Here is a 26,421-nt window from a genome sequence, read left to right on the forward strand (position 1 = left end):
CACGCACCGGCTTCCCGACCGGCAGGGCCCATCGGCCCCCACCCACGAGGGACCGATGGCGCGGCCCGGCTACGCCGACAGACCCTCCCCGCCGGCACTGCGCAGGACGAGCATCGACATGCAGAGATTCTGCGCGCGGAGCGAGGGAGAGACCGGCGATGACGGCAACGGTGACAGCTGGACCCGGTGCGACGACCGAGGCATGGCGCGGCTTCGCCGGTGCCCACTGGCGCGACCGGGTCGACGTACGGGACTTCATCCAGGCCAACTACACGCCCTACGAGGGCGACGCGGCCTTCCTCGCCGGGCCGACCGAGCGGACACTCGCCGTCTGGCACAAGGTCGCCCGGCTCTTCCCCGAGGAACGCCGCCTGGGCGTCCTCGACGTCGACCCCGGACTGCCCTCCACCATCACCTCGCACCGGCCCGGCTTCATCGACCGCGACCGGGAACTGATCGTCGGCCTCCAGACCGACGCCCCACTGAGGCGGGCCATCATGCCCAACGGCGGCCTGCGGATGGTCGAGAGCGGACTGAAGGCATACGGCTACCAGACCGACCCCCTCGTGAAGCGCGTCTTCGGGACGTACCGCAAGACCCACAACGACGGTGTCTTCGACGCCTACACGCCCGAGATGCGGGCCGCCCGCAAGGCGGGCATCATCACCGGCCTGCCCGACGCGTACGGCCGTGGCCGGATCATCGGCGACTACCGGCGCGTCGCGCTCTATGGCACCGACCGGCTGATCGAGGCCAAGCGGGCCGAGCGGGCCCTGTTGGACGCGCGGCCCTCCACCTCGGACGTCATCCGCGACCGCGAGGAACTGGCCGAGCAGATCAGGGCGTTGGGCGAACTCGCGCAGATGGCCGCCTCGTACGGCTGCGACGTCACCCGCCCCGCCGTGAGCGCGCACGAGGCGGTGCAGTGGCTGTACCTCGGCTTCCTGGCGGCGGTGAAGGAGCAGAACGGCGCCGCGATGTCGCTGGGCCGCACCTCCACCTTCCTCGACGTCTACCTCCAACGGGACCTGGAGGAGGGCACGATCGACGAGACCCGTGCCCAGGAACTCATCGACGACTTCGTGATCAAGCTGCGGATCGTACGGTTCCTGCGCACCCCCGAGTACGACGCCCTGTTCTCCGGCGACCCGACCTGGGTGACGGAGTCCATCGGCGGCATCGGCGCCGACGGCCGCCCCCTGGTCACCCGCACCTCCTTCCGCTTTCTCCAGACGCTCTACAACCTCGGCCCCGCGCCCGAGCCCAACCTGACCGTCCTGTGGTCGCCGCGGCTGCCCGAGGGGTTCAAGCGGTTCTGCGCACAGGTCTCCATCGACACCAGCGCCATCCAGTACGAGTCCGACGACCTGCTGCGCCCCCGCACCGGCGACGACACGGCGATCGCCTGCTGCGTCTCCGCGATGGCGGTGGGCCGGCAGATGCAGTTCTTCGGAGCACGGGTCAACCTGGCGAAGGCGCTGCTGTACGCGGTCAACGGCGGCCGCGACGAGATGACCGGCGACCAGATCGCCCCCGCCATGCCCGCCCTGACCGGCGACTACCTGGACTACGAGGAGCTCTGGGCGGCGTACGACCGCACGCTGGACTGGCTGGCCGCGACCTACGTCAACGCGCTCAACGTCATCCACCACATGCACGACAAGTACGCCTACGAGCGCATCGAGATGGCCCTGCACGACCACCCCGTGCACCGGTTCATGGCGTGTGGCATCGCGGGCCTGTCCGTGGCCGTGGACAGCCTCTCCGCCGTCAAGCACGCCCGCGTGAAGGTCTTCCGCGACGCGACGGGGCTCGCCGTCGACTTCCGCACCGAGGGCGAGTTCCCCGCGTACGGCAACAACGACGACCGCGCCGACCGCATCGCCGTCGACCTCGTGGAATCGTTCATGGCGAAGGTACGGCGCCATCCCACCCACCGGGACGCCGAGCACACCCAGTCGGTGCTGACCATCACCTCGAACGTCGTGTACGGCAAGCACACCGGCAACACCCCCGACGGCCGTCGCGCCGGAGCCCCCTTCGCGCCGGGCGCCAACCCGATGAACGGACGGGACCTGCACGGGGTCGCCGCCTCGGCCCTCTCCGTGGCCAAGCTCCCGTACGAACAGGCCAGGGACGGCATCTCGTTGACGACGACGATCACACCCGAGGGACTCGGCCACGACCCGGCCGAGCGTCCGGGACACCTGGTCGGCATCCTCGACGCCTACACGGCCTCCGGCGGCTTCCACATGAACGTCAACGTGCTGGACCGGGCCACGCTGGAGGACGCCATGGAGCACCCGGAGAAGTACCCGGAGCTGACCGTGCGCGTCTCCGGATACGCCGTCAACTTCGTCCGCCTGACCCGCGAGCAGCAGCTCGACGTGATCAGCCGCACCTTCCACGGAACGCTGTGAACACCACCGCCGGGCCGGTGACCGGCCGCGTCCACTCCTGGGACCTGTCCACGGGAGTGGACGGGCCCGGGACCCGGTTCGTGCTCTTCCTCAGCGGCTGCCCGCTGCGCTGCCTCTACTGCGCCAACCCGGACACCTGGCACATGCGTGACGGCAAGGAGGCCACTGTCGACGATGTGACGGCCGAGATCGAGAAGTACCGGCCCTTCGTCACCGCCGCCGGCGGGGGAGTGACGCTCACCGGCGGGGAGGCCCTGCTGCAACCCGCGTTCACGGCCGGTGTCCTGCGCCGCTGCAAGGAACTCGGCCTGCACACCGCCCTCGACACCTCCGGCTTCCTGGGCGCCCGCGCCGACGACGACCTGCTCGCCGACACCGACCTCGTCCTGCTGGACATCAAGTCCTTCGACATCCGCACCTACCGGACGCTGACGGGCGGTGACCTCGCGCCGACCCTCAGCTTCGCCACCCGCCTGGACCGGCTCGGCGTCCCCGTGTGGATCCGCTACGTCCTCGTCCCCGGCTGGACCGACGACCCGGCGGCCGTCGACGGGCTGGGTGCCTTCCTCGCCGGGCTCGGCAATGTCGACCGGGTGGACGTCCTGCCGTTCCACAAGCTCGGCGCCCACAAGTACGAGGCCCTCGGCATCCCCTTCCCGCTGAGCGACACATCCACCCCGGACCCGGGGCTGACCGAGCGGGTTCGCGAGCAGTTCCGGGAACACGGCCTGCGGGCCCTGTGACCCGGACCGGAGCGCCGGCCGAGTGGCGACTCGGCCGGCGCTCCGTCGGGATGTCCGGGTCCGGTCGGGATGTCCGGGTCCGGGAGAGCACCGCGGCCTCCCGGACCACGCCCCGGCGACGATCACGGTGCGGGACGGGCTCCGAGGGGCCGCGGATCGCCGGCGGCGATGTCGTCGACCCGGAAGGTCAGCTCGCTCACCACGCCGACCACTCCGTCCACCCGCCAGGTCAGCCGGACGGCGACCGGGACGTCACCGCGCCGCTCCAGCCGCCCCCTCAGCTTCACCACGCCGTCCCGCACCGACGCGGTGACGGCCCCCGGCGGCAGGCACAGCACACGGCTCAGGACCTCGTCGGTCACGTCCCGGCGGATCTCCTCGTCCGTGCGCAGGAACACCCGCAGCAGATCCCGCCGGGTGGCGATGCCGATCAGCCGGTCCTCCTCGTCCACCACGGGCAACCGGTCGACCCGGTGCCGCTCCATGACACGCGCGGCGTCCGCGACACGCTGCTCCGGGTGCACCGTGACGGCGGGCGACGACATCAGGTCCCCGACGGTCACGGCCGGCGCCAGGGCCGCGGCCCGACGGCCGGAGTGGCGCAACGCGGGCCCGAGGAACCGCCGGGTCCGGCCCCGACCGCCGCCCATCGCCGCCTGACGGTGGATCAGATCGGTCTCGGAGATCACTCCCACGACCTTGTCGTCGTGGTCCACCACGGGCAGACCGCTGATGCGGTACCGGTGCAGCAGCCGGGCCACCTCCTTGAACGACGTGTCCCGGCGGGCCTCGACGACCTCACGGGTCATCACCTCACCGACGATGCGCGTCATGACGCCCACTCCTTTCTCACCGGGTGTCGCCGCTCTCCGTCCCCGGCAGCGCGGCCCGCCCGGCTTCCAGGCGGGCGACCGGCACGCGGAAGGGGGAGCAGGAGACGTAGTCGAGGCCGGCGGCGTGGAAGAAGTGCACGGACTCCGGGTCGCCGCCGTGCTCGCCACAGACGCCGATCTTCAGGTCGGGGCGCACCGCGCGGCCCTCCGCCACGGCGATCTCGACCAGCCGGCCCACGCCCTCACGGTCGATCGTCTCGAACGGGGACACGGTGAAGATGCCCTTGTCGAGGTAGGCGGAGAAGAACGCCGCCTCGACGTCGTCACGGGAGAAGCCCCAGGTGGTCTGGGTCAGATCGTTGGTGCCGAAGGAGAAGAACCGCGCCTCCTCGGCGATCCGGCCCGCGGTGAGCGCGGCCCTCGGCAGCTCGATCATCGTGCCGACCGGGCACGAGAGGGCGATGCCCGAACGGTCGGCGACCTCCGCCAGGACCTGCTCCACCTCCTCGCGGACGATCCGCAGCTCCTCGACGGTGTCGACGAGGGGCACCATGATCTCCGCCCGCGGGTCGCCGCCCGCCCGCCTCCGTTCCACGACCGCCTCGGCGATCGCCCGCACCTGCATCGCGACCAGCCCCGGCGCGACCAGACCGAGGCGTACGCCGCGCAGGCCGAGCATGGGGTTCTCCTCGTGCATACGGTTCACCGCGTCCAGCAGCTGCGCGTCGTGCGTGCTGGGCGGGCTGCCCTGCGCCTCGGCGGCCGCCAGACGGACGGCCAGCTCGGTGCGGTCGGGCAGGAACTCGTGGAGCGGCGGGTCGAGGAGCCGGATGGTCACGGGCAGCCCGTCCATCGCCTCCAGGATGCCGACGAAGTCCTGCCGTTGCAGGGGAAGCAGCGCGTCCAGCGCCTGCTCGCGCGCGGCGTCGGTCCCGGCGAGGATCATCGCCTCGACCAGCTGTCTGCGGTCGCCGAGGAACATGTGCTCGGTACGGCACAGCCCGATGCCCTCGGCACCGAACCGCCGGGCCCGCGCGGCGTCCTCGGGCGTGTCGGCGTTCGCCCGCACCCCGAGCCGCCGTACGCCGTCCGCCTGCCGCATGGCTCGGGCCACGGCGGCCACCAGCCCCGTCGGCTCCTCGTCCCGTCCGCCGGTCTCGAAGTACCGCATCACCGCGGAGTCGACCAGCGGGGCCGCCCCCGGATACACGGCGCCCTCGGAGCCGTCGACGGAGATGACGGTGCCCTCCTCGACGGTGGTGCCGCCCACGGTGAAGCGGCGCCCGTGCGGATCCACCGTGATCTCCTCCGCGCCGCACACACAGACCTTGCCCATGCCGCGCGCGACGACGGCCGCGTGGCTGGTCTTGCCGCCGCGGCTGGTCAGTACGGCCTGGGCGGCGACCATGCCCGGCAGGTCGTCGGGGGTCGTCTCCTGCCGTACGAGGACGACCTTCTCCCCGGTGGCCGCCCGCCGTACCGCCTCGGCGGAGTCGAACACGGCCGCGCCCACGGCGGCGCCGGGCGAGGCCGGGATGCCGTGCGCGAGGGCCTCACCGACGGCCGAGGTGTCGAAGCGGGGGAACATCAGCCGTGCCAGTCCGCTCCCGCCGACCCGCGTCAGCGCCTCGTCCTCGCTGATCAGCCCCTCCTCGACCAGCTGGCCCGCGATGGCGAACGCCGCCTCCGCCGTCCGTTTGCCGACCCGGGTCTGGAGCATCCACAGCGTGCCGCGCTCGATGGTGAACTCGATGTCGCACAGATCCCGGTAGTGGGTCTCCAGGGTGCGCATGAGGTCGCGCAGCCGGGAGAACGACTCCGGGTCGATCCGGCCCAGCTCGTCGAGCGGGACGGTGTTGCGGATGCCGGCGACGACGTCCTCGCCCTGCGCGTTCGGCAGATAGTCGCCGTACAGGCCGGGCCGGCCGGTGGCCGGGTCGCGGGTGAAGGCGACACCGCTGCCGGAGTCGGCGCCGAGGTTGCCGAACACCATGGTCTGCACGGTGACGGCCGTGCCCAGGTCGTCGGGGATGTGTTCGCGGCGGCGGTAGATCCGGGCGCGCTCGCCGTTCCAGGACTCGAAGACCGCGAGGACCGCCCGGCGCAGCTGCTCGGCGGGCGACTGCGGGAAGTACTCACCCGTCCGGTCGCGGATCAGCTCCTTGTACGCCTCGACCAGCTCGGCCAGATCGGCCGCGTCCAGCCCCAGGTCGTCGGCGGCTCCCCGCCGCTCCTTCAGCCGGGCCATGAGGTCCTCGAACAGCGCGCCGTCGACCCCCATCACCGTACTGCCGAACATCTGCACGAGACGGCGGTAGGAGTCCCAGGCGAAGCGCTCGTTCCCGGACACCTTGGCCAGGCCCAGCACGGACTCGTCGTTCAGTCCGACGTCGAGGATCGTCTCCATCATGCCTGGCATGGAGAAACGGGCCCCGGAGCGGACGGACAGCAGCAGCGGATCGGCGGGCTCGCCCAGTCGGCGGTCCGCCGCCTCTTCCAGGGCGGTCAGGTGCTCGGAGATCTCGCGGTCCAGACCGTCCGGCGCGGAGCCGGTGGCCAGGAAGGCCCGGCAGGCCTCGGTGGTGACGGTGAAGCCGGGCGGCACCGGGAGGCCCATCCGGGTCATCTCCGCCAGATTGGCGCCCTTGCCGCCGAGGAGATCGGCCATCTCCCGGCTGCCCTCGGCGAACTCGTACACGTAACGGACCATGGCGTCGCGCTCCTTTGTCCGGCTTCCGGGGGAGGTGTGTGGCGGAGTCACATCTCGAAGACGATGCGCGCCTTGACCTGACCGTCGAGTACCTCGGCGATCGAGTCGTTGACCGTCTCCAGCGGGCGGGTCTCGTAGATCACCTTTGTGCGTCCGGCGGCGTGGAGCCGGAACACCTCGTCCAGATCCTGGCGGGTACCCACGATCGAACCGATCACGGACGTGCCGTTGAGGACGGTGTCGAAGATCGGCACCCGGATGGTGCCGCCGGCGGGCAGAGCGACCATGACCAGCTTGCCGCCACGCCTGAGACCGCCGTACACCGAGGCGAAGGCGCCCTCGTCGACGGCCAGCGCGATCGCCGCGTGGGCCCCACCGTGCCGCCTGAGCACCTCCGCCGGGTCCTCCTTGCGGGCGTCGATCAGGATGTCGGCGCCCAGCTCACGGGCGAGGTCGAGCTTGGCGTCGGTGACGTCGATCGCGGCGACGGTCGCTCCGGCGATCTTCGCGTACTGCACGGCGAGGTGGCCGAGACCGCCGATCCCGGAGACCGCCACCAGCTGGGTGGGACGCACCTCGGCGACCTTCAGGGCCTTGTACGTGGTGACGCCGGCGCAGGTCAGCGGGGCCGCGTCGCGCGGGTCGATGCCGTCGGGCACGGGGGCGGCGAAGTCCGCCGAGGCGAGCATCTTCTCCGCGTAGCCGCCGTCCACGCCGTAGCCGGTGTTCCGCTGCCGCTCGCACAGCGTCTCCCAGCCGGACAGGCAGTGCTCGCACCGCCCGCAGGCCCAGCCCAGCCAGGGCACCGCCACCCGCTGCCCCACCTCCAGATGGGTCACCCCGTCGCCGAGCGCCTCGACGACACCGACGCCCTCGTGGCCGGGGACGAACGGGAGGGTGGGCTTGACCGGCCAGTCGCCGTGCGCGGCGTGGATGTCGGTGTGGCACAGCCCGGACGCCTCCACCCGGATACGGACCTGGCCGGGGCCGGGCTGCGGATCGGGCCGCTCCTCGATCACCAAGGGCCGGCCGAACGACGTGACCACTGCTGCCTTCATGGAATGCTCCCGGAACTCTGTCGACGCGATGCCGTTCTCAGGCTCGGCCGCGCCCCGGCATGGCGGCAGGTGCTGGACGTCCTCCAGGGTGGGGCCGACCGGCCCCCGTAACCCGGTAGGGCCTTCAGGCCCTGGCCCTTCGGCCCGGGATCGCGGAGGATCTCCGGTAGGCAGTGGCCGGACGTCCCTCCCGGGGGAGTCCGGCGCACGATCGAAACAGAGCGATCGAAGCGGAGCGAACGACGCTCAGCGAACGACGCAGAGTGAACGAGGAGCGAATCGATGGCGGACGGCGACCGGCCCGGCCCCGACAACCCGATCCGGGTCTTCCTGCTGGACGACCACGAGGTGGTACGGCGCGGAGTGCACGACCTGCTGAACGACGAGCCGGACATCACCGTGGTCGGTGAGGCCGCCAACGTCGAGCAGGCCCTGGTCCGCGTCCCCGCCCTGCGCCCCCACGTGGCGGTACTGGACGTGCGCCTGCCGGACGGCGACGGGGTGACCGTGTGCCGGGAACTGCGCTCGAACATGCCGGAGCTGGCCTGTCTGATGCTGACCTCGTTCGACGACGAGGAGGCCCTGCTGGACTCGATCATGGCGGGCGCGTCCGGATACGTGCTGAAGCAGATCCAGGGCTCCGACCTGGTGTCCGCCGTCCGCACGGTCGCCGCCGGCCAGTCGCTGCTCGACCCCAGCGCCACCGCACGGTTGATGGCGCGGCTGCGGCAGGGCCAGGAGCCGGAGCCCGAGCCGGACGCCCTGCCGGGCCTGACCGAACGGGAGCGGGAGATCCTGGCGCTGATCGGTGAGGGGCTGACCAACCGCCAGATCGGTCAGCGGCTCTACCTCGCCGAGAAGACCGTCAAGAACCACATCTCCCGGCTGCTGGCGAAGCTCGGGGTGGAGCGGCGTGTCCAGGCCGCCGTCATCGCCACCCAGGCCGCGGACCGGCTCAAGCAGGACGGCAGCTGACGTCCGGGGCGAGCCGCGGGGCCGCCCCCGTCGACAGAACCAACCGCACGGCCACTCCCGGCGTCGACATCGAGCAGACTGGAGTCCTGCCGCGTGGACGTTCTCCTCGCGGTCGTCGACGAAGAGGAAGTCGGCGGGTGTGGCCCGCAGGGCGACGACGCACTGTTGGAAGGCGGCGGGGTCGGGCTTGGCCGCACCGATCCTCCCGGAGAACGCCATGTGGTCGAGGTCGTGCAGCCAGGGCTGGGCGGCGAGGAAGGCGTCCGCGTGGTCCGCGGGGATGTTGGACAGCAGGGCGACCCGGGCGCGGTCCCGCGGGGCCCGCACGTAGGTGACCATGCGGTCGTCGACGCGGGACCAGTTGTCGATGTCGATGAGCCGCAGCTCCTCGATCGTGCCCGCGTCGGCGGGGCGGGACAGCGTGTGCAGCACGTCGGTCCAGTACGCGGACGCGGTCTGCCGGCCGGCGTCGTAGGGCGGGCGATGGGTTCAGTAGGCCGTGGTGAAGGCGTCGACGGAGGTGCCGCAGCGGGCGGCCATCTTCTCCCGTGCGCCCGGGCGTTGGTGGCGGGCGATCGCCCCGAAGAGGTCGAACAGCACGATGCGGCGGCGGTCGGTGGACATGAGGGTCGGTTCCCTCGGGGTGGCGGGGAAGTTCGGGTCAGTGCCGGTGGGGCAGGGCGCGGGCGAGTGAGTCCAGTGCGGCCAGGCGGTCGGGGCCCGCCGGGGCGAGTACGACGCTGGTCGCGCCCGCGGCGTGGCGGGCGTCGATCGCCGCTCGGGCCTGGGCGGGGGTGCCCACGACGCTCAACGCGCGGACCCGGTCGGCGGGCATCGTCCGGGCGAAGTGCCGGGCGTCGGGGCTGGCGGCGCGGTGGGCGCGCAGTTCCCCGGCGAAGGGCAGGGGGCGATGTGCGCGGCCCACTCCGGCTCACCCACCGATTCCAGGGCCGCGCGGACACGGGCCAGGGCGGCCTCCTCGTCGTCCACGGCCGCGCCGTCGTAGACGACGACCTCCGGGGCGTTCCCGGAGGCGGCGGGGCCCAGGTGACGCAGGGACGCGGTGATGTAGCCGGGGGCGGCGGGCTCGGCCAGGAGGAGCCCGTCGGCGACCTCGCCCGCGACGCGCTGCGACTTGGGGCCGCGCACACCCGGGATCACCGGGGGCACGATGTCCGGGATCTCGGTGAGGACCACGCCCTCGCAGCGGACGTGCCAGCCGTTCTCGGGACCGGGCTCGCCCGCGATGAGCAGGCGCAGCGCTCTCGCGTACTCCTTGATCAGAGTCAGGGGACTCCCGGGCCAGGACCCGACCTGGCGCATCCAGTCGGGCATGCCGAGCCCGATGCCCGCGATGAGTGCAAACTCGGCCACACCGCCTACGCCCACGTCGGCCCCGCCACGGTGGTGCACACCCTGGTCACCGACACCACCGCAGCCGCCGACGAGGTCACTGCACTTGAAGCCGGGGGAACCGCCGTCCGCGCCGTCTGATGGACCGACGGGGCAACCTGCGGAAGCGATTCACCCTGCCGACGACCGGTCTCGCCCCGCGCCCGACCACGCGGCACAGAAGCCGGCTCAGCGCGCGGCCCGCCCTACCGGGCCCTCCCCACCCGGCTCGGGGCACAGCTCCGCGTACACCGGTGCGCTCTCGAAGGGGTACTCCACACAGCTCTCGCCCGCGAAGCACTGCGTCGCGTGCCGGCGCATCCGGGGGCCGTACGTCTCGTGGTCGATCAGTTCCGTGTAGCCGTCGAGTCCGCCCTCGCGGGGGAGCAGACCCGCTGTGTCGGCCAGGTATACGTCGAAGCCCGGGTACATCAGCCCCAGGAACGGCATGTCGTCGAGATCGAGGGCGAACACCGGGTACTCACCGTCGTCGTCCGGCTCGGTGACGGCCAGGATCCGTCGTGAGTCCGACCCACCGGGCAGCAGGAAGCACTCCGCGAAGCGTCCGGACAGCCGGCCGAACAACTCGCCCCAGAAGTCGCCCATCTCGTCCGCCACCAGGTGGTCGAGCGGCCGCGGCGCGAACGCGCCGTCCGGGGTGAACCACCCATGGCGCGCCAACAGGCTGGTGTCGTACGCCAGCCACGCACGCAGACTCGGTGACAGCGGGCGCCCCGACGGGAACACGGCCCCCGCGAGCACGTCCTGCGCCATCGGCCTGGCCTCACCGCCCTCCACCCAGGGCACGTTCACATACGGCAGCAGATACGGCAGCGCGCTCGCTCCCGGATCCCGGCGTACGACCTCGATGACCCGCTCGGTCAACGGCACTCCGTGCAGGGACTCACTCTCACCTCTCGTCGACAGAACCTCGGACCGGCGCGACGCCCGCAGTCCGCAGCCCGCAGCGAGTCAAGCATCAACGACGGGCGCCACGCGTCCGGGGAAGCACATAGGGGGAGTACGTACGACCGGTCGGTCGTCAGGACCACGCGCGGCGGGGTCAGGACAGGGCGCGGCTCCCGTGATCACGAAAGTCGGTTGAGGCGGCGCCCGATGTCGGCGAGGGTCTGTGTTCATGGAGTTCCTCTGTTACCACCGCGACCGGCCCGGCTCCCTCCCCCTGCGCGAGGAGTTGGGGGAAGCACACTGGTCCTACATGGATCAGTACGCGGAACAGCTGATCGCCCGCGGCCCGACCTTCGCCGAGGACGGCGAGACCCTCACCGGTAGTGTCCACATCGTCGACCTGCCGAATCCCGCCGCCGCCCGCGCGTTCGCCTTCGACGAACCCAACTACCAGGCGGGCGCCTACCGTGACGTCCTGCTGCGCCGGTGGCGCAACCTGCTGGGGCGCACCATGTGGGAGTTCCCCGGTGGCCGGACCGGCGGCAACCGGTACCTGGTGCTCGGCCTCGGCTCGGGCGCGCCCGCCGACCTCACCGTGCCGCCCGGCCACGACGGGCTGATCGCGTACGGGCCGCTGCTGTCCGACGACGGCGAGACCTGGCTGGGTACGGCCGTGCTGGTCCGGGCCACCGACCCGGACGCGGCCCGCGCCGTCCTGACCGAGGACCGGTACGCCGCCATCGAGGTCCACGACTGGGAGTTCGGCGGACGCCGCTGAACCGGGGCCCGCCACCCCGCCGACGCCCGCCGGGTCCGCGTCCATCGGGACGGATCCGCCGGGACGGATCCACCGGGACTGATCAGTCGGGCATGGCCTCGGCGTAGTGGCGGAAGCCGTCCCGCTCGGTGTGCAGGGCGTAGAGGCGTCCGGCCAGGGTGTCGGGGTTGCTGTGTTCGGAGTCGGGGTGGATGGCGCCGGGGATGATCAGCTGGGCTGCGTGGATGTTCTCCGGGGCGAGCGTGTCGTGGAGCATGCGTGCGTAGGCGCTCTCGGCGGCGAAGGCGACGGAGGTGCCGGCGCGTTCCGGGTGGGGGCGTACGGCACTGCCTCCGTTGACGAACAGGAGCGTGCCGCGGCCGAGTTCGCGCATGCCGGGCAGGACGGCGTTCACCGCGGTGACGGGGCCCTTGACGGAGAACGTGAGGGGCGCGTCGAGGTCGTCGGCGGTGGTGTCGAGGACCGGCTTCATGAAGTCGGCGCGCACAGCGGGGCTGTACTGGAGGATCTCGACGGGGCCGAGGGTGTCGGCGGCGGTCCGCAGGGCCGTGGCCAGCGACGCGGGGTTCAGGGCGTCGGCGGTGAAACCGCGGGCCCGGACGCCGTCGCGCGCGAGTTCGGCGGCCAGGGCGTCGAGGCGTTCGGCGTCGCGGGCGATCAGAGCGACGGTGTGACCGGCGGTGCCGAAGCGGCGGGCGGCGGCCAGTCCGAGGCCGGCACCGGCGCCGATGAGGGCGAAGGTCGTCATGGTGGGTCCCTGAGAGGTGTGGGTAACGGGGCGTGATCCGCGGCACCGAGTGTGACCGATACGCTCGGCCGCTTCCTCGCCGGGCTCCCGTGCGGTGCCCTTGCCGTCGGCCGTGCCCGCTTCGCGGGGGCCGTGGAAGGTCGTGCGCGGCCCACATGGCCCGGAAGTCGGGACCTGTGGTGACTCAGTCGGCGGCAACGCATCCGACCCGGCACCGGGACCGCCGACCCGGTCGGAAAGGGCTGCCACGCGGGGCGGAAGCGCTGACGGAGGCCCCCGGTGTACGTTCCTCTCCGGTGCGCGGCGGTCAGGCGACGGGCAGCAGCCGGACGCAGCAGTGGCCCGGGGAGGGCATGAGGCGGGCCTCCCAGCTCTCCTCCCCGAGCGTGCTGAGCACGCCGCGCAGCAGATGCAGGTTCATTCCGCACACCGTCTCGGTGTGCTCGCGGGCCAGCACATGGAAGGGGCAGTTGCCGAGCACGATCGCCTCCCCGTCGAGGCGCGGCTCGAAGCCGTGGCGCTCCAACAGGTCCGTAACCCCGGCGGTCTCCCGCTCGCCCAACTGCGCACCCAGCTCCGTCGCCTTGCGGTGCAGCACCTCGCGGACCGCCTCACCTGTCGCGTCGGACTCCTCCACCGCCTGCGCCAGCAGCCGCCCGGCCAGTTCGTAGCGCCGCTCGGGCAGGGTGACGCTGATCTGCTTTCCGGAGCGCCGGTACAGCTTCGCGGGCCGCCCGGCGCCCGGGCCGCTGCGTCCGCTGCGCCGCTCGTACACCACCTCCAGCAGCCCCTCGGCGGCCAGCCGGTCGAGATGGAAGGCCGCCGTCTGCCGCGCCAGCCCCAGGGCCTGGGCGGCGTCGTCCCGGCCGACCGGCCCGGACTGCCGCGCCACGTGGTCGTACAGCCGTCGGCGCGTCGGCTCGTCCAGGGCCGCGACGGCGGAGACGTCACCGCCGGGTGCTTCGTTCGAGTGGTCCACGCACACCAGTGTAAAACCAACAGTCATTGACTAAAGAGCCGAGCGGAGCTTCTATTGATGGTGAACCTTGTCGATAGAAGGAGGGCGTCATGCCGTCCACCCTCAGCACCACACCGGTCACGCCCCGGCGCGCCCTGGCCGCCGACCCCGCCTACCAGGCGTTCTGGATCCTGCGGACGGGATTCGCCGTGGCACCGATCCTGTTCGGCCTGGACAAGTTCGCCAACCTGCTCGTGGACTGGCCGACCTACCTCGCCCCGTGGATCGACGACCTGGTCCCGGGCAGCGCCCAGGCCACCATGTACGCCGTCGGCGTCGTCGAGATCGTCGCCGGCCTCACCGTCGCCCTCGCGCCGCGGTTCGGCGGCTGGCTCGTGGCAGGCTGGCTCGCCGGCATCATCGTCAACCTGCTGACCGTTCCGGGCTACTACGACATCGCCCTGCGGGACTTCGGCCTCCTGCTCGGCGCCGTCGCCCTCGCCCGACTCGCCGAGCGCCACCGCCCCGCGCGGACGCCGGACCGAACGGCGCGGACGCCGCACTGAACGGCGCGGACGCCGCACTGACCCGCGCGGGCACCGGACTGAGACCGCGTCCCGCCGAGGCCGGACCGGACGCTCAGCGCACCCCGCCGGCCTCCGGCGCGGGTACCGGGCGGCGCAACAGATAAAGGCCCGCGGCCGACACCAGGAGCGCCATGCAGGCGATGAACACCAGGCCCGCGCTCTCCAGGCCGATCGGCTCCGTCAGCAGACCCATCCCGATGACGGGAAGGGAGATGCCCGTGTAGGCCACCACGAAGAGCGCGGAGATCGCGGCCGCGCGACGGTCCGGCTCGGCGGCGCGGGCCACGGCCGACAGCGCCCCGCGAAACGCCAACCCCTGCCCGGCGCCGCCGACGAGCGCGCTCAGCACGACCAGCGGCAGCGACTCCCACCGCAGCGCACCCGCCAGCAGCGCCAGACCGGTCAGCAGCGCGGCACACCCCAGCGGCAGCGACCGGCCCACCCCGACCGGGCCGACGGCCAACTGCCCGCCGGTGGACGCGAAGAAGGCCAGCGCGACGACCAGACCGCTCACCGCGTGGTCGCGCACGTCGAGGGACTGCGCGAGGAAGGCCGGGCTGACCGATGTGAAGACCCCGAACAGCGCGAACCCCACGAAGGACGCGGTCGCCGCCGGCGCGAACACCGCCCGGACACCCGGAGTCAGGCCCGGCCGCTCGAGCCGTACGGTGCTCAGCGGCCGACGCTCCCGCACTGTTTCCGGAAGCCGCAGCAGAACGACGGCCGAGCAGGCCACCAGGGCGAGGTGAACGGCGAACGGCAGATACAGCGGCCAGTCGGCGTACTCCGCCAGCACCCCCGCGAGCAGCGGACCACACCCGAGGCCGCCCATGTTCGCGGCGGTCGCCACGAACGTCGCACGTGACGCACCCCCGGGCGGCGCCAGCTCCATGACGTACGCCGTGGCGGCCCCGGTGAAGAGGCCCGCCGACAGACCCGACAGCAACCGCCCCGCGTAGAGCCAGCCCATCGCGGTGGCCGACAGGAAGCAGACGGCGCTCGCTGCCGCGAACCCCAGCCCCCACAGCAGCACCGGGCGGCGTCCCACGGAGTCCGAGACATTGCCCGCCAGGAGCAGTACCCCGATGACCCCGACGGCGTAGACGGCGTAGACGACGGTGACCGTCAGCTCGGAGAAGCCGAACTTCTCCTGGTAGAGGCCGTAGAGAGGGGTCGGCAGCGTCGTGCCGACCATGCACACGGCGAACACCGCCCCGCCGAGCAGGCACCGCCGCCAGCCACCAAGATCACTGCCCATACCGCCGACGGTAACGGCATGGACGGGCGCACGCGCCCCGGCGCGGCCCGCCCTAGCGAGCCGTTCGGCGGACGGGGCAGCCGCTCGCACACAGAGCCCTCGGGTCAGCGGTCGGTGGTCTCGTCGCGCCGGCAATGCAGGAAGAGATGCGGCTCGGGGCCGGCGGTCGGGTGGTCCGGGGTGAAGAGAGCGGTGTGCCGGGACACCACCGTCAGGCCCGCCGCCTCCACCATGGCGACGACGTCCTCCTCTGCGAAGCTGGTCGCGCGGACGGGTTGGCCCATGAACACCACCTCGACGTCCTCGACGTCCGCCGGCACGGTGGCCAGCACCAGATGCCCGCCGGGCCGCAGGGCCAGTGCCAGCCGCCGCAGCACGGCCGACTGTTCGGCGCGGGTCATCTGCAGCAGCGAGAAGAACACGCACACACCGTCGAACGAGTCGGCCTCCAGTGGAAGTTCGCGGATGTCCGCGTGGCGGAACTCGGCCTCGGGGACCTGACGCCCGGCTAGTTCCACCATGACGGGGGAGACGTCGACCCCCAGCACCGAGTGGCCCGCCTTCACCAGCGCCGCCGCGGTGGGCCGCCCGGTGCCGCTGCCGACGTCCAGCGTCCGGGCGTCGGGAGGCAGCCGCTCGACCAGCCACTCCAACGCCGCCAGATGCGCCGGGGCATGGGCGAAAGCCCTCTCGTAGTCTGCTCCCAAGGTGTCGAACAGCACGGCGGCGGGCGGCCGTTGGTGCTCCTGCGTCACGTCGGTGTCCCTTCGCTGGCCGACCCGCATCGTCGCACTGGCGGGACGTGCGCCACAACGTTCGCCACAACGTCGGTCCGGTGCGCGTCCCGACGGCCCCGGCAGGGGAGAATGAGGGCCGTACCCAACGGTCGACCCTTGCGGAGGAGCGGGAAATGCAGGACGCGCGAGCGGGGCAGGTCGCCGGACCCGACGACCTCGTCGATGTGGCCCGCCTGGTCACGGCGTACTACGCGCTGCACCCCGACCCGGCCGAGCCCGGGCAGCGGGTGGCGTTCGGCACCTCGGGACACCGCGGTTCGTCCCTCGCGGCGGCGTTCAACGAGGACCACATCGCCGCCACCAGCCAGGCCATCTGCGAGTACCGCGCCGCCCAGGGCACCGACGGCCCCCTCTTCCTCGGGGCCGACACGCACGCCCTGTCCGAGCCGGCGCGGGTCACGGCGCTGGAGGTGTTCGCCGCCAACGACGTGACCGTCCTCATCGACCAGGCCGACGGCTACACGCCCACCCCGGCGGTCTCGCACGCCATCCTCACCCACAACCGCGGCCGCACGTCGGCCCTCGCCGACGGGGTGGTGGTCACCCCCTCGCACAACCCGCCCGCCGACGGCGGCTTCAAGTACAACCCGCCGAGCGGCGGCCCCGCTGGTTCCGAGGCGACCTCCTGGATCCAGGACCGCGCCAACGAGATCATCACCGGCGGTCTGAAGGACGTACGGCGCATCCCGTACGCCCGTGCCCTCGCCGCCCCCGGCACCGGCCGCTACGACTTCCTCGGCACCTACGTCGCCGATCTGCCCGCCGTACTGGACCTGGACGCGATCCGCTCCGCGGGTGTGCGCATCGGCGCCGATCCGCTGGGCGGCGCCTCCGTCGCCTACTGGGGTCGGATCGCCGAACAGCACCGGCTCGACCTGACGGTGGTCAACCCGCTCACCGACCCCACCTGGCGGTTCATGACGCTCGACTGGGACGGCAAGATCCGCATGGACTGCTCCTCGCCGTATGCGATGGCCTCGCTCATCGAGCAGCGCGACCGGTTCGACATCGCCACGGGCAACGACGCCGACGCCGACCGGCACGGCATCGTCACCCCGGACGGCGGCCTGATGAACCCCAACCACTATCTGGCCGTGGCGATCTCGTACCTCTTCTCGCACCGGGAGCAGTGGCCGGCCGGTGCCGGGGTCGGCAAGACCCTCGTGTCGTCCAGCATGATCGACCGGGTCGCGGCGGACGTCGGCCGGGAACTCGTCGAAGTCCCCGTCGGCTTCAAGTGGTTCGTGGACGGCCTGTCCGACGGCACGCTCGGCTTCGGTGGAGAGGAGTCGGCGGGCGCGTCGTTCCTGCGCCGCGACGGCTCGGTGTGGACCACCGACAAGGACGGCATCATCCTGGCGCTGCTCGCCTCCGAGATCACGGCGGTCACCGGAAGGACCCCGTCGCAGCACTACGCGGGGCTCACCGACCGGTTCGGCGCCCCCGCCTACGCGCGCGTCGACGCCCCGGCCACCCGCGAGGAGAAGGCCCTGCTCGCCAAGCTCTCCCCGCGCCAGGTCACCGCCGACACCCTCGCCGGCGAACCGGTCACCACGGTCCTCACCGAGGCCCCCGGCAACGGCGCCGCCCTCGGCGGCATCAAGGTGGCCACCGCCAACGCCTGGTTCGCGGCCCGCCCCTCCGGCACCGAGGACGTCTACAAGATCTACGCCGAGTCCTTCCACGGCCCCGACCACCTGGCCCGGATCCAGGAGGAAGCCAAGTCGGTGGTGCTGGGGGCCCTGAAGGCGTAAAGGGCTTCGAACGTCCCGGACGGCGAACCGGCCCACCCCACCCGGAGGCCCCGGTGATCAACACCCTTGTGCCCGGCCCGAGCCCGCCGGTGCGCAGCGAACGGAGTGCCAAGACCCCGGCTACCGGCAGAGCGACCGCCTTCGCCTGGTCCAAGCTCTTGGGCACCTCGGCGAGCGCCCCCGTATCGATCGCGACGCGCTCGGCGAACGCCCCCGAGGTCAAGGAGACCACGCGGGCGCCCACTGCCGGACCGGTTCCGTCGGCGGCGGCCTGAACCACCACCCCGGCGGCGTCCGAACCGAGCACCGCACCCACCGGGACTCGACTGGAGCGGGCGTCGTTGAGGTCGCCGTAGTTGAGGAAGCAGAGGGCGCAGGTGAGGGTGCCTCAGTTGGCGATGTCGGCGTTGACCAGGTCGCCTGTGGTCGGGCGGCAGTAGGCGGCGATCGCCGGGACCATGATGAGGACGGAGCCGCCGGGCGGGGGCGGTGTCGTCGTCGCCGGCCTGATGGGCGGCGGCCGCTCCGGGCGGGTGGACGGTGATGAGGCCGCGGTCCGGCGCCCTCGGCGCGCCGACCGTTCTCACTGGGGCTGTACCGGGCTCTGGCAGGCAGGGCAGAGTTCGAAATGTCCTTGGTTGACGACGCTTCCCCAGCCGCGACAGTTGTCGCAGTCACGGGCGCGGGCGATGTTCACGTGGCGGGTTGAGACAGGAGCGTTGGGGTGGGCTCCGTGGATCATGCGGCCTTACTCCCTCGGGTAGAGGTCTCAGGCATAACTATTACATATTTCGCAAAGGCATCCAATCGGATGAATGGTGCATGTCGGGGTCTGGGTGCACAGCCAGGCCCGGCACCGGCCCGGCTGTTTGCCGTCGGTAGCGGCGGGGACCCGCAGGTCATGAGCGCAACATCACGTCGTCGGACGGCGCAGAACCGGGTGCTGTGGCTGCTGGACCGGCTGGAGCGCGACCCACGGGGCGATGCGGTGATCGGCGTGCTCCGCGAGCGGGTGCGGTCCCTGCCGCTGGGGCGCGGCCGGGACGTGCTGCACGGCCGCTGGCTGGGGCACCCGGTCCATCCGCTGCTGGTCCAGGTACCGATCGGCAGCTGGCTCTCCGCCGCCGTCCTGGATCTGCGCCCCAGCCGCTCCCGTGAGGCGGGCCTCCTCGTCGGCGTCGGACTCGCGGCCGCCGCTCCGGCCGCCCTGGCCGGCGCCGTCGACTGGGCGGAACTCCACCGCCGGCAGCAGCGCGTCGGACTCGTGCACGCCGCGGCCAACGTGGCGGCGGTCGGCCTCTATGCCGCCTCGCTCGTGTCACGCGCGCGTGGCCGTAGGCTCGCCGGCCGTGCCTACGGCTTCCTGGGGCTGACGGCGGTCGGCGCCGGCGGCATGCTCGGCGGCCACCTCGCCTACCGCCAGGCGTCCGGCGCCAACCACGCCGAGGAGGTCCCGCACGTCGTGTCGCGGGGCTGGCGCAGGATCGGCACCGTCGACGAGTTCCCGGTCGGTCAGGCCGTACGGCGCGCCGTGGACGACGTGCCGATCCTGGTCGTACGCGAGACCGGCGGGACGCTCCACGCGCTGGCCGAGCGGTGCAGCCACCTCGCGGGACCGCTGTCCGAGGGCACCGTCGCGGACGGATGCGTCCAGTGCCCCTGGCACGGCAGCGTCTTCCGCCTGTCGGACGGCTGGAACGTACGCGGCCCCGCCACCGCGCCCCAGCCCGCTTTCGACACCCGGATCACCGACGGCCACGTCGAGATACGCCTGCGTCAGCAGGACGGCGCGGAGCCGACGGCGAACGGCCGGGCGGAGGGTGGGCAGACGGCGGACGGCCGGGCAGCGGAGGAACAGGCGGCCGACCGGCACAGCGGAGCCGGGGCGACGGGCCGGAGCCACCGGCACGGGCCGCACCGGCCCGGCGACTGACGACTTCTCCCGCACACCGCCCCCCCAGACCACGGATCGAGTTACTGCGGCGTGCTGCCGTGCCATTCGCAGCACAGGACCGTGGCGTCGTCGGCCAGGAAACCGTCGTGGTAGTCGAGGACCGCGTGGACCAGCCGGCGCAGCGTCTCGGGCAGCGGGACGCCGTCGGCGTGGTGGCGGACGACGAAGTCGACGAAGCGGTCGCGGCCGAACTCCTGCCCGTTGGTGTCGCGCGCCTCGGTGATGCCGTCGGTGTGGAACAGCAGCCGGTCGCCCGGTTCCAGCTGCTCCCGGCAGACCGTGGCGGACAGGCCCAACTCGGTGCCGAGGGGATGGGTGGGCGGACAGTCCAGAGTGGTGACCCAGCGGCCGCCCCGGATGAGCACGGGCAGGGTGTGCCCGTAGTTGACCCAGCTCAGGTAGCCGGTCGTGACGTCGAGGTCGGCGAGGATGCCGGTGGCGTAACGGCTGCGGTGGAACTGTTCGACTAGCGCCTCCTCGATGGCGCTGCCCGCTTCGGACAGTCCGGCTCCCCGGCGGCGGTGGCTGCGGCAGGTGGCGATGGCCAGGTTCGCGGTGAGCCCCGCTGCCGTGTCGTGGCCCATAGCGTCGAAGATGGCCAGATGGGCCGTGTCCGCGGCCAGGGCGTAGTCGAAGGCGTCCCCGGCGGTCTCGTACGCCGGTTCCATCGCGGCCGCGATCGTCACCCTGCCGTCGGAGAACGTCTGCGGCGGCATCAGGGTCCACTGCATCTCCGCGGAGGGGCTCATTCGCCGGGTGCGGGTGAGGCGCGCGTAGGAGTCGCTGTAGCTGCGCTTGGACACCAGCATCAGCCCCAGCAGGGAGGCGAGGTCCTGCATCGCCTCCTGGTCCGGGTCGGCGGCGGTGACGTCGACGCGCAGCACTCCGAGGCGTTCGGTGCCGTCCACCACGGGGATCCAGTGCCGCCCGCGTCCGTCGGTCACCGCGCCGCCCAGGCCCTTCTGGAAGGCCCGGCCCGCCAGAGTGGCGTCGACCCGGAGTTCCTCGCCGCCGTCGCCGGCGTCGATGCCCCGGCCGGTTACCTCCCGCAGCACGTCCTGCTGCAGATCGGCCAGAAAAATACTGGTGCTGCCGAGTCCGGCACGCTTCGCGTGCGTCGCGACGAGGGCGGACATCCCCTCGAACGTCGTCAGATGGCTGGCCCGGGTGAGCGCCACGAGCATGCGCGCCGGGTCCTCGTACACCGTCACACCAAGCCCCGTCGAAAGGGGACTGCCCGGTTCCGCCCGTCGACCTCGTCCGTTCACGGTGGTCAGGAACGGCTGACGGCTGACGAAGACGAGAAGCCCGAATGGCTGTTACGGCCAGCCTACGGCAGCGGTCGGACGGGAGGCGGCCCACGGGCGACGAGGGCCACGGCCGATCCGGGTCACCGTTTCACACCGGGCCCGTGACGCCGAGCGCCGATTCCCCCTGGGCCCTGCCCCGGAGCAGCCCGCGGCGCTCCTCCTCGCACGTACCGCCCCACACTCCCTGCACGCCCCTCGCCCGGAGTGCCCACGACAGACAGGGGTGGATCACCGGGCAGCGCCGGCAGATCGCCTTCGCCCTGGCCTGCTGATCCCGCAGGGCGGCCCCGGTGACGGCCACGGGGAAGAAGAGTTCGGGGTCCTCGTGGGCACATGCCGCGTCCCGCCACCAGTCCATGGCTGCCGCCTTCCCGTCCGCGTCGGCGACCAGCGGATCGGTCCCGCCACCGGCGGGCACCGCCGCCGATGCCCCGGCGTCCGCTGGACCCCTGCCAGCGGAGTGCGCTGTCCCACCGGGGGAGCCCGACCTCGTCACGAAGCAGACACATCGCGCGGCCTTATTTTCACGCCAAACCCGGCGTTCGCAACCGTCCCGGACGAGATCAGATCGCGGGATCGGTCGTAGGCGAGTGATCCACGGGTACCCGGTCGCCGTGCAGAGGCCCTGGCCGGGCCCCGTGACGGTCCGGTCGGGGTGAGAAACGCATCGAGGAGGTCTCAGATGAGCACGGTCAAGGAAGCGGTGGAAGTCGAGGTTCCCGTCCACACCGCTTACAACCAGTGGACCCAGTTCGAGGAGTTCCCGCAGTTCATGGAAGGGGTCGAGGAGGTCCGGCAGGTCGACGACCGCCACAACCACTGGACGACCAAGATCGGTGGGGTGAAGCGCGAGTTCGACACCGAGATCGTCGATCAGCTTCCGGACGAGCGGATCACCTGGCGCACGATCACGGGTGACACCAGGCAGAAGGGCACGGTCCACTTCGAGCGCGTGGACGACACGCACACCCGGGTGGAACTCGTCATGGACATCGAGCCCAGCGGCACCGTCGAGAAGGCGGGCGACATGCTGGGCATGATCGACCGGCGTGTGAAGGGCGACATGCGGCGCTTCAAGGAGTACATGGAGAAGCGCGGCGGCGAGTCCGGAGCCTGGCGTGGCCGCATCAGGCCCGGCGAGTGACCCCGCTCCGCCCCTGAGACGCGTCCTCGTCGGCGCCGACCGCCTGCACGGTGGCCGGCGCCGACGTATGTACGGGCCCGGCCACCCCGGTCGGGACGAAGCCGCCGCCGCCCTCCCGCTACCGGCCGGCCCCGGCGGGACGGCACCGCCGGGCCCCACCGCTCCCTGCCGCCCCCGGCGGAACCAAGCCCCCGGCCCCACCGCTCCCTGCCGCTTCTCCGCGCCGCGTCCGCCCCTCCCGCCCGCTTCCCCACCCTCCCCGCACACCGCGCGACCAGGGCGGAATCGCCCTGCCCGTAGGTCCGTTCGGCCCTACCCGCGGGCGATCGGCGCGGGCTTCACTGCATCCCATCGGTTGTTGAGGCGGAAGGACACGCATGTCCGGCAAGAGGACGGCTGGGGAGGGCGAGCGGTGATCGTCGCGGTGGGGCACGCTGATCTGACCGCGCCCGCGCTGGAGTTGGTGCAGGCCGAACTACGGGACCACCTGGACCGGCTGAGCGACGGAGCCGCCGGGCTCGTGCGCGCCGGGGCCGGGGTGCCCGTGGCGTTCGGGCGGGCGGTGCGCGCGGCGGGCAGGAGGCTGGTGGTGCTGCTGCCGACGCAGCGCGCCGTGCCCGCCGTCCTGCCCGAGGCCGACCGGTCGGGGGCCGCGGAGCTGCTGACGCTGGCCGAGGAGGTCCGACTGCTGGGCTTCGACCCCGCCGACCGCGACGCCCGCGTGAGCGCCGACGAACGTGTCGTCGCGGCCGGCCGGAAGGTGTACGCGGTCTGGGACGGCTCACCGTCCGACGGTACGGATGCCACCGCTCACCTGGTGGCGTTCGCCCGGTCCCGCGGCATCCCCGTCGAGGTCATCTGGCCGGCCGGCGCCGCCCGCAGGACGCGGCCGGCGGACGCTCACGACACGTCGGCCGCAGAGGCGGACACCCGCCCGGCGGCCATGCCCCACGCCGCTGCCCGCGCGGTGAAGGGCGGTGCCAGGTGAGCACGACGAGTATCGCGCCCGGCCAGGACGCCCCGCAGCGGGGCGACGGCTCGCCGACGGGGGCCCGGCCCGCCTTCGCCTGGCTCCTCGTGATCACGGGGGCGCTCGGACTCCTCGGTTCCTTCGTCATCACCGTCGACAAGTTCCGGCTGCTGGAGAACGCCTCGTACGTGCCCCCGTGCAGCCTCAGCCCCGTGGTGTCCTGCACGAGCGTGATGCGCAGTGAGCAGGCGGCCGTGTTCGGCTTCCCCAACCCGGTGATCGGCCTGATCGCGTTCGGCGTCGTCATCGGCATCGGGTTCGGGCTGCTGGCGGGGGCCCGCTACCGGCGCTGGTACTGGCTCGGCCTCAACGCCGGCACCCTCGGCGGGGTGGTCTTCAGCATGTGGCTGATGACGCAGGCGCTGTACGACATCGGCGCGCTCTGCCTGTGGTGCATGCTCGTGTGGGCCGCCACGATCGCCATGTTCTGGTACACGACCGTCCACAACCTCCGCCACGGCATCATCCGCGCACCGCGCCAACTCGTCGCCGCGGCCTGGGAGTTCCACTGGGCGGTCCCCGTCACCTGGTACGCCCTGATCGGGATGCTCATCGCGACCCGGTTCTGGACCCACTGGCAGGCACTGCTCTCCTGACCGGCCGGGCCGCCCGGCACCCCCGCGCCGTCCCGACGGGACGCGAGCCCCGGTCTCTTCGATACTGGCGGAGTGACCGGCTGGACATGGGAGTACGAGGGCTACGAGGCCGCCGACGAGCGGCTGAGGGAGTCGCTGTGCACCCTCGGCAACGGCTGCTTCGCCACCCGGGGGGCCCTGCCCGAATGCGCCGCCGACGGCGTGCACTACCCGGGCACCTATGTCGCCGGCTGCTACAACCGGCTCACCTCCGACGTCGCGGGGCGCCGGGTCGACAACGAGGACATGGTCAACCTCCCGAACTGGCTGCCGCTGCGCTTCCGCCTGCCCGGACAGCAGTGGCTCACCCCGGACACGGGCACCGTGCTCGACCACCGCCAGGTCCTCCACCTGTCCACGGGCACCCTGGAGCGCCGGACCACGTACGCGCTCGACGCACGGCGCACCCTGGCGGTGCGACAGCAACGCCTCGTGCACATGGCCGACCCCCATCTCGCCGCGCTGCGCACCGAGTTCACCGTCGACGGGGTGTCGGACGCCACGGAGTTGGAGGTCGAGGCCCTGCTCGACGGCGGGGTCACCAACGCGGGCGTGCCCCGCTACCGCGACCTGGACGGCCGCCACCTCACCCATGTGCACACCGGTTCCGCCGGCACGGACACGGTGTGGCTGCGCTGCCGCACCCGCACCTCCGACATCCGCGTGGGCATGGCGGCCCGCCTGACCGCCGGGGCCCCGGTCCACGACCGGCACACACCCCCGTACGCCGTCCAGGCCGTCCGGCTGCGTCTCGCGCCCGGCACCAGCCGCACCGTCGACAAGACCGTGGCCCTGCACACCTCCCGCGATCCGGCGATCAGCGACCCGCTGCGCGCCGCGATCGACCGGGTGGGCCGCGCCCCCGGCTTCGACGGACTGCTCGCGGCACACACCACCGCCTGGGCCCAGCTGTGGCGCCGCGCCGACCTGGAGGTGCCCGGCGAGGCGGGCCCCGTCCTGCGGCTGCACCTCTTCCACGTCCTGCAGACCCTGTCCCCGCACACCGCCGACCTCGACGTCGGCGTACCCGCCCGCGGGCTGCACGGGGAGGCCTACCGGGGACATGTCTTCTGGGACGAGCTGTTCGTGCTGCCGTACCTGAACCTGCACTTCCCCGAGGTGTCCCGCGCCCTGCTCCGCTACCGCCACCGGCGCCTGGACCAGGCCTGCGCCGCCGCGCGCGCCGTCGGACGGCGCGGTGCCCTGTACCCGTGGCAGAGCGGCAGCGACGGACGGGAGGAGACCCAGGAACTGCACCTCAACCCGCGCTCGGGGCGCTGGCTGCCCGACCACTCCCGGCTCCAGCGCCACGTCGGGTCGGCGATCGCGTACAACGTCTGGCAGTACTGCGAGGCCAGCGGCGACGCCGAGTTCCTGCACACCAAGGGCGCCGAGATGCTGCTGCAGATCTCCCGCTTCTGGGCGGACTCCGCCACATACGACAAGAGCCTCGGCCGGCACCGCCTCCGCGGTGTCGTCGGCCCCGACGAGTACCACGACGCCTATCCCGGCGCGACGGAACCCGGCCTCGACGACAACGCGTACACCAACGTCAGCGCGGCCTGGGTCCTCACCCGCACACTCGACGTGCTGCGCGCCCTGCCCGAGCCCCGCCGCCGCGAACTGGCCGAGCGGACCGGCCTGGACGGCGGGGAACTCGAACGCTGGGAGGACGTGTCGCGCACCCTGCACGTGCCCTTCCACAACGGCGTCATCAGCCAGTTCGAGGGCTACGGGAACCTCGCCGAACTGGACTGGCCGGAGTACCGCAGACGGTACGGCGACATCCGGCGACTCGACCGGATCCTGGAGGCCGAGGGCGACACCGTCAACCGCTACCGGGCGTCCAAGCAGGCCGACGTGCTGATGCTCGGATACCTCTTCTCACCCGCCGAACTGTTCCGTCTGTTCGCCCGGCTCGGCCACCGGCTGGACGACGACATCTGGCGGCGGACCGTCGACCACTACCTCGCCCGCACCAGCCACGGCTCCACCCTCAGCGGACTGGTGCACGGCTGGGTCCTGGCGCGGGCCCGACGGGCCGAGGCATGGGCGTTCTGCCAGGAGGCCCTGCGCGGCGACATCGCCGATCTGCAGGGCGGCACCACCGGCGAGGGCATCCACCTCGGCGCCATGGCCGGCACCCTCGACCTCGTCCAACGCGGCCTGACCGGCCTGGAGACCCGGGAGGGCGCCCTGTGGCTCGACCCGGTGCCGCTGCCGGAACTGTCCTCGTACGGGTTCGCCCTGCGCTACCGCGGCCACTGGGGCGTACGGCTCCGCCTGGAGCGTGGCCGCGTGGAGATCACGGTGCCCGCCTCGGACCGCTCCCCGATCGACATCCGCCTGCCCGGCCGTGAGGTGCGCCTCCAGCCGGGGGAGAGCAGACACCTCGACCTCCCCGACCGGCCCACCTGACAGCGCCCCC

Annotated in this window: 25 protein-coding genes and 1 pseudogene; 12 read left to right on the forward strand and 14 right to left on the reverse strand. The window is 72.4% G+C overall.

All coding sequences use genetic code 11. The features are described from left to right. The first annotated feature begins 158 nt into the window (after positions 1 to 158). Entirely contained in the window at positions 159 to 2,420 is a 2,262-nt protein-coding gene (gene pflB / locus M8J73_RS26015) for a formate C-acetyltransferase (RefSeq protein WP_055540469.1), read from the forward strand. Further along, the gene (pflA, locus tag M8J73_RS26020; protein ID WP_206187929.1) at positions 2,417 to 3,163 is read left to right on the forward strand and encodes a pyruvate formate-lyase-activating protein; all 747 of its coding nucleotides are present in this window, start codon (positions 2,417 to 2,419) and stop codon (positions 3,161 to 3,163) included. Before pflB ends, pflA begins: the two co-directional genes overlap by 4 nt. 122 nt (positions 3,164 to 3,285) lie before the next feature. On the opposite strand, the gene M8J73_RS26025 is transcribed toward pflA, so the two are convergent. From M8J73_RS26025 to adhP, 3 genes are read right to left on the reverse strand one after another with little or no spacing between them, the layout of a single operon-like run. After that, entirely contained in the window at positions 3,286 to 3,996 is a 711-nt protein-coding gene (locus tag M8J73_RS26025) for a CBS domain-containing protein (RefSeq protein ID WP_055540468.1), read from the reverse strand. Positions 3,997 to 4,012: 16 nt separating this feature from the next. Then, on the reverse strand, positions 4,013 to 6,706 hold the full coding sequence (gene ppdK / locus M8J73_RS26030; protein ID WP_055540467.1) for a pyruvate, phosphate dikinase: 2,694 nt from the start codon (positions 6,704 to 6,706) through the stop codon (positions 4,013 to 4,015). A 47-nt stretch (positions 6,707 to 6,753) separates the two neighbouring features. After that, positions 6,754 to 7,764 (reverse strand): alcohol dehydrogenase AdhP, encoded by a 1,011-nt coding sequence (adhP, locus tag M8J73_RS26035; RefSeq protein ID WP_055540466.1) that lies wholly within the window; start codon positions 7,762 to 7,764, stop codon positions 6,754 to 6,756. A 282-nt stretch (positions 7,765 to 8,046) separates the two neighbouring features. Here adhP and M8J73_RS26040 point away from each other — a divergent pair, with 282 nt between their 5' ends. After that, positions 8,047 to 8,739, forward strand: coding sequence for a response regulator (locus M8J73_RS26040; protein ID WP_249829120.1), 693 nt, complete (start codon positions 8,047 to 8,049; stop codon positions 8,737 to 8,739). Between the two features lie 147 nt (positions 8,740 to 8,886). Here M8J73_RS26040 and M8J73_RS45575 read toward each other — a convergent pair. After that, positions 8,887 to 9,078 (reverse strand): annotated as a pseudogene (locus M8J73_RS45575) (HAD family phosphatase); the annotation flags it as partial. Between M8J73_RS45575 and M8J73_RS26045 the strand changes: the two are divergent. Next, positions 9,077 to 9,214: a hypothetical protein gene (locus M8J73_RS26045; protein ID WP_249829121.1), complete on the forward strand. Its 138-nt coding sequence runs from the start codon at positions 9,077 to 9,079 to the stop codon at positions 9,212 to 9,214. The pseudogene M8J73_RS45575 and the gene M8J73_RS26045 overlap by 2 nt on opposite strands. Before the next feature lie 14 nt (positions 9,215 to 9,228). Here the strand turns inward: M8J73_RS26045 and M8J73_RS44905 are convergent, their stop codons facing one another. The 4 genes from M8J73_RS44905 to M8J73_RS26065 all read right to left on the reverse strand — a co-directional run bounded on the left by M8J73_RS44905 (position 9,229) and on the right by M8J73_RS26065 (position 11,022). Next, positions 9,229 to 9,363, reverse strand: a complete 135-nt coding sequence (locus tag M8J73_RS44905) for a hypothetical protein (protein ID WP_274757677.1) — start codon at positions 9,361 to 9,363, stop codon at positions 9,229 to 9,231. A 37-nt stretch (positions 9,364 to 9,400) separates the two neighbouring features. Continuing rightward, entirely contained in the window at positions 9,401 to 9,574 is a 174-nt protein-coding gene (locus M8J73_RS26050; RefSeq protein ID WP_249829122.1) for a hypothetical protein, read from the reverse strand. Next, positions 9,547 to 10,113, reverse strand: coding sequence for an LLM class flavin-dependent oxidoreductase (locus M8J73_RS26055; protein WP_372504019.1), 567 nt, complete (start codon positions 10,111 to 10,113; stop codon positions 9,547 to 9,549). The genes M8J73_RS26050 and M8J73_RS26055 overlap by 28 nt, the downstream gene beginning before the upstream one ends. Before the next feature lie 207 nt (positions 10,114 to 10,320). Beyond that, complete coding sequence (locus M8J73_RS26065; RefSeq protein WP_249829124.1) at positions 10,321 to 11,022, reverse strand: hypothetical protein; 702 nt, start codon at positions 11,020 to 11,022, stop codon at positions 10,321 to 10,323. A gap of 247 nt (positions 11,023 to 11,269) precedes the next feature. Here M8J73_RS26065 and M8J73_RS26070 point away from each other — a divergent pair, with 247 nt between their 5' ends. Continuing rightward, a complete protein-coding gene (locus tag M8J73_RS26070) occupies positions 11,270 to 11,818 on the forward strand; it encodes a YciI family protein (protein WP_055541590.1) in 549 nt (182 codons plus the stop codon). An 82-nt stretch (positions 11,819 to 11,900) separates the two neighbouring features. Here M8J73_RS26070 and M8J73_RS26075 read toward each other — a convergent pair whose 3' ends face one another. Further along, positions 11,901 to 12,566 (reverse strand): SDR family NAD(P)-dependent oxidoreductase, encoded by a 666-nt coding sequence (locus M8J73_RS26075; RefSeq protein ID WP_055541589.1) that lies wholly within the window; start codon positions 12,564 to 12,566, stop codon positions 11,901 to 11,903. 307 nt (positions 12,567 to 12,873) lie between these two features. Further along, complete coding sequence (locus M8J73_RS26080) at positions 12,874 to 13,572, reverse strand: helix-turn-helix transcriptional regulator (RefSeq protein ID WP_206187990.1); 699 nt, start codon at positions 13,570 to 13,572, stop codon at positions 12,874 to 12,876. A gap of 62 nt (positions 13,573 to 13,634) precedes the next feature. On the opposite strand from M8J73_RS26080, the gene M8J73_RS26085 reads away from it, so the two are divergent. Then, positions 13,635 to 14,090: a hypothetical protein gene (locus M8J73_RS26085; RefSeq protein ID WP_055541587.1), complete on the forward strand. Its 456-nt coding sequence runs from the start codon at positions 13,635 to 13,637 to the stop codon at positions 14,088 to 14,090. Positions 14,091 to 14,163: 73 nt separating this feature from the next. Here the strand turns inward: M8J73_RS26085 and M8J73_RS26090 are convergent, their stop codons facing one another. Beyond that, positions 14,164 to 15,369, reverse strand: a complete 1,206-nt coding sequence (locus M8J73_RS26090; protein ID WP_055541586.1) for an MFS transporter — start codon at positions 15,367 to 15,369, stop codon at positions 14,164 to 14,166. A 104-nt stretch (positions 15,370 to 15,473) separates the two neighbouring features. Further along, positions 15,474 to 16,154, reverse strand: coding sequence for a class I SAM-dependent methyltransferase (locus M8J73_RS26095; protein ID WP_055541585.1), 681 nt, complete (start codon positions 16,152 to 16,154; stop codon positions 15,474 to 15,476). Positions 16,155 to 16,279: 125 nt separating this feature from the next. On the opposite strand from M8J73_RS26095, the gene pgm reads away from it, so the two are divergent. Further along, on the forward strand, positions 16,280 to 17,920 hold the full coding sequence (pgm, locus tag M8J73_RS26100) for a phosphoglucomutase (alpha-D-glucose-1,6-bisphosphate-dependent) (protein WP_055541584.1): 1,641 nt from the start codon (positions 16,280 to 16,282) through the stop codon (positions 17,918 to 17,920). Between the two features lie 901 nt (positions 17,921 to 18,821). Beyond that, the gene (locus tag M8J73_RS26105; RefSeq protein WP_249829125.1) at positions 18,822 to 19,853 is read left to right on the forward strand and encodes a Rieske (2Fe-2S) protein; all 1,032 of its coding nucleotides are present in this window, start codon (positions 18,822 to 18,824) and stop codon (positions 19,851 to 19,853) included. Positions 19,854 to 19,894: 41 nt separating this feature from the next. Here the strand turns inward: M8J73_RS26105 and M8J73_RS26110 are convergent, their stop codons facing one another. Next, a complete protein-coding gene (locus M8J73_RS26110; RefSeq protein ID WP_055542668.1) occupies positions 19,895 to 21,058 on the reverse strand; it encodes a PP2C family protein-serine/threonine phosphatase in 1,164 nt (387 codons plus the stop codon). 214 nt (positions 21,059 to 21,272) lie between these two features. After that, on the reverse strand, positions 21,273 to 21,602 hold the full coding sequence (locus M8J73_RS26115) for a WhiB family transcriptional regulator (RefSeq protein ID WP_308408363.1): 330 nt from the start codon (positions 21,600 to 21,602) through the stop codon (positions 21,273 to 21,275). A 264-nt stretch (positions 21,603 to 21,866) separates the two neighbouring features. Here M8J73_RS26115 and M8J73_RS26120 point away from each other — a divergent pair, with 264 nt between their 5' ends. The 4 genes from M8J73_RS26120 to M8J73_RS26135 all read left to right on the forward strand — a co-directional run bounded on the left by M8J73_RS26120 (position 21,867) and on the right by M8J73_RS26135 (position 26,411). Continuing rightward, the gene (locus M8J73_RS26120) at positions 21,867 to 22,328 is read left to right on the forward strand and encodes an SRPBCC family protein (protein WP_055542666.1); all 462 of its coding nucleotides are present in this window, start codon (positions 21,867 to 21,869) and stop codon (positions 22,326 to 22,328) included. 412 nt (positions 22,329 to 22,740) lie between these two features. Beyond that, positions 22,741 to 23,316, forward strand: coding sequence for a hypothetical protein (locus tag M8J73_RS26125; RefSeq protein ID WP_063799260.1), 576 nt, complete (start codon positions 22,741 to 22,743; stop codon positions 23,314 to 23,316). Then, positions 23,313 to 23,954, forward strand: a complete 642-nt coding sequence (locus M8J73_RS26130; RefSeq protein WP_079055035.1) for a vitamin K epoxide reductase family protein — start codon at positions 23,313 to 23,315, stop codon at positions 23,952 to 23,954. The genes M8J73_RS26125 and M8J73_RS26130 overlap by 4 nt, the downstream gene beginning before the upstream one ends. A 72-nt stretch (positions 23,955 to 24,026) precedes the next feature. Beyond that, a complete protein-coding gene (locus M8J73_RS26135) occupies positions 24,027 to 26,411 on the forward strand; it encodes a glycoside hydrolase family 65 protein (RefSeq protein WP_249829126.1) in 2,385 nt (794 codons plus the stop codon). The last annotated feature ends 10 nt before the right edge of the window (positions 26,412 to 26,421 follow it).

The organism is Streptomyces neyagawaensis, assembly GCF_023516595.1.
Lineage (GTDB): Bacteria > Actinomycetota > Actinomycetes > Streptomycetales > Streptomycetaceae > Streptomyces > Streptomyces neyagawaensis.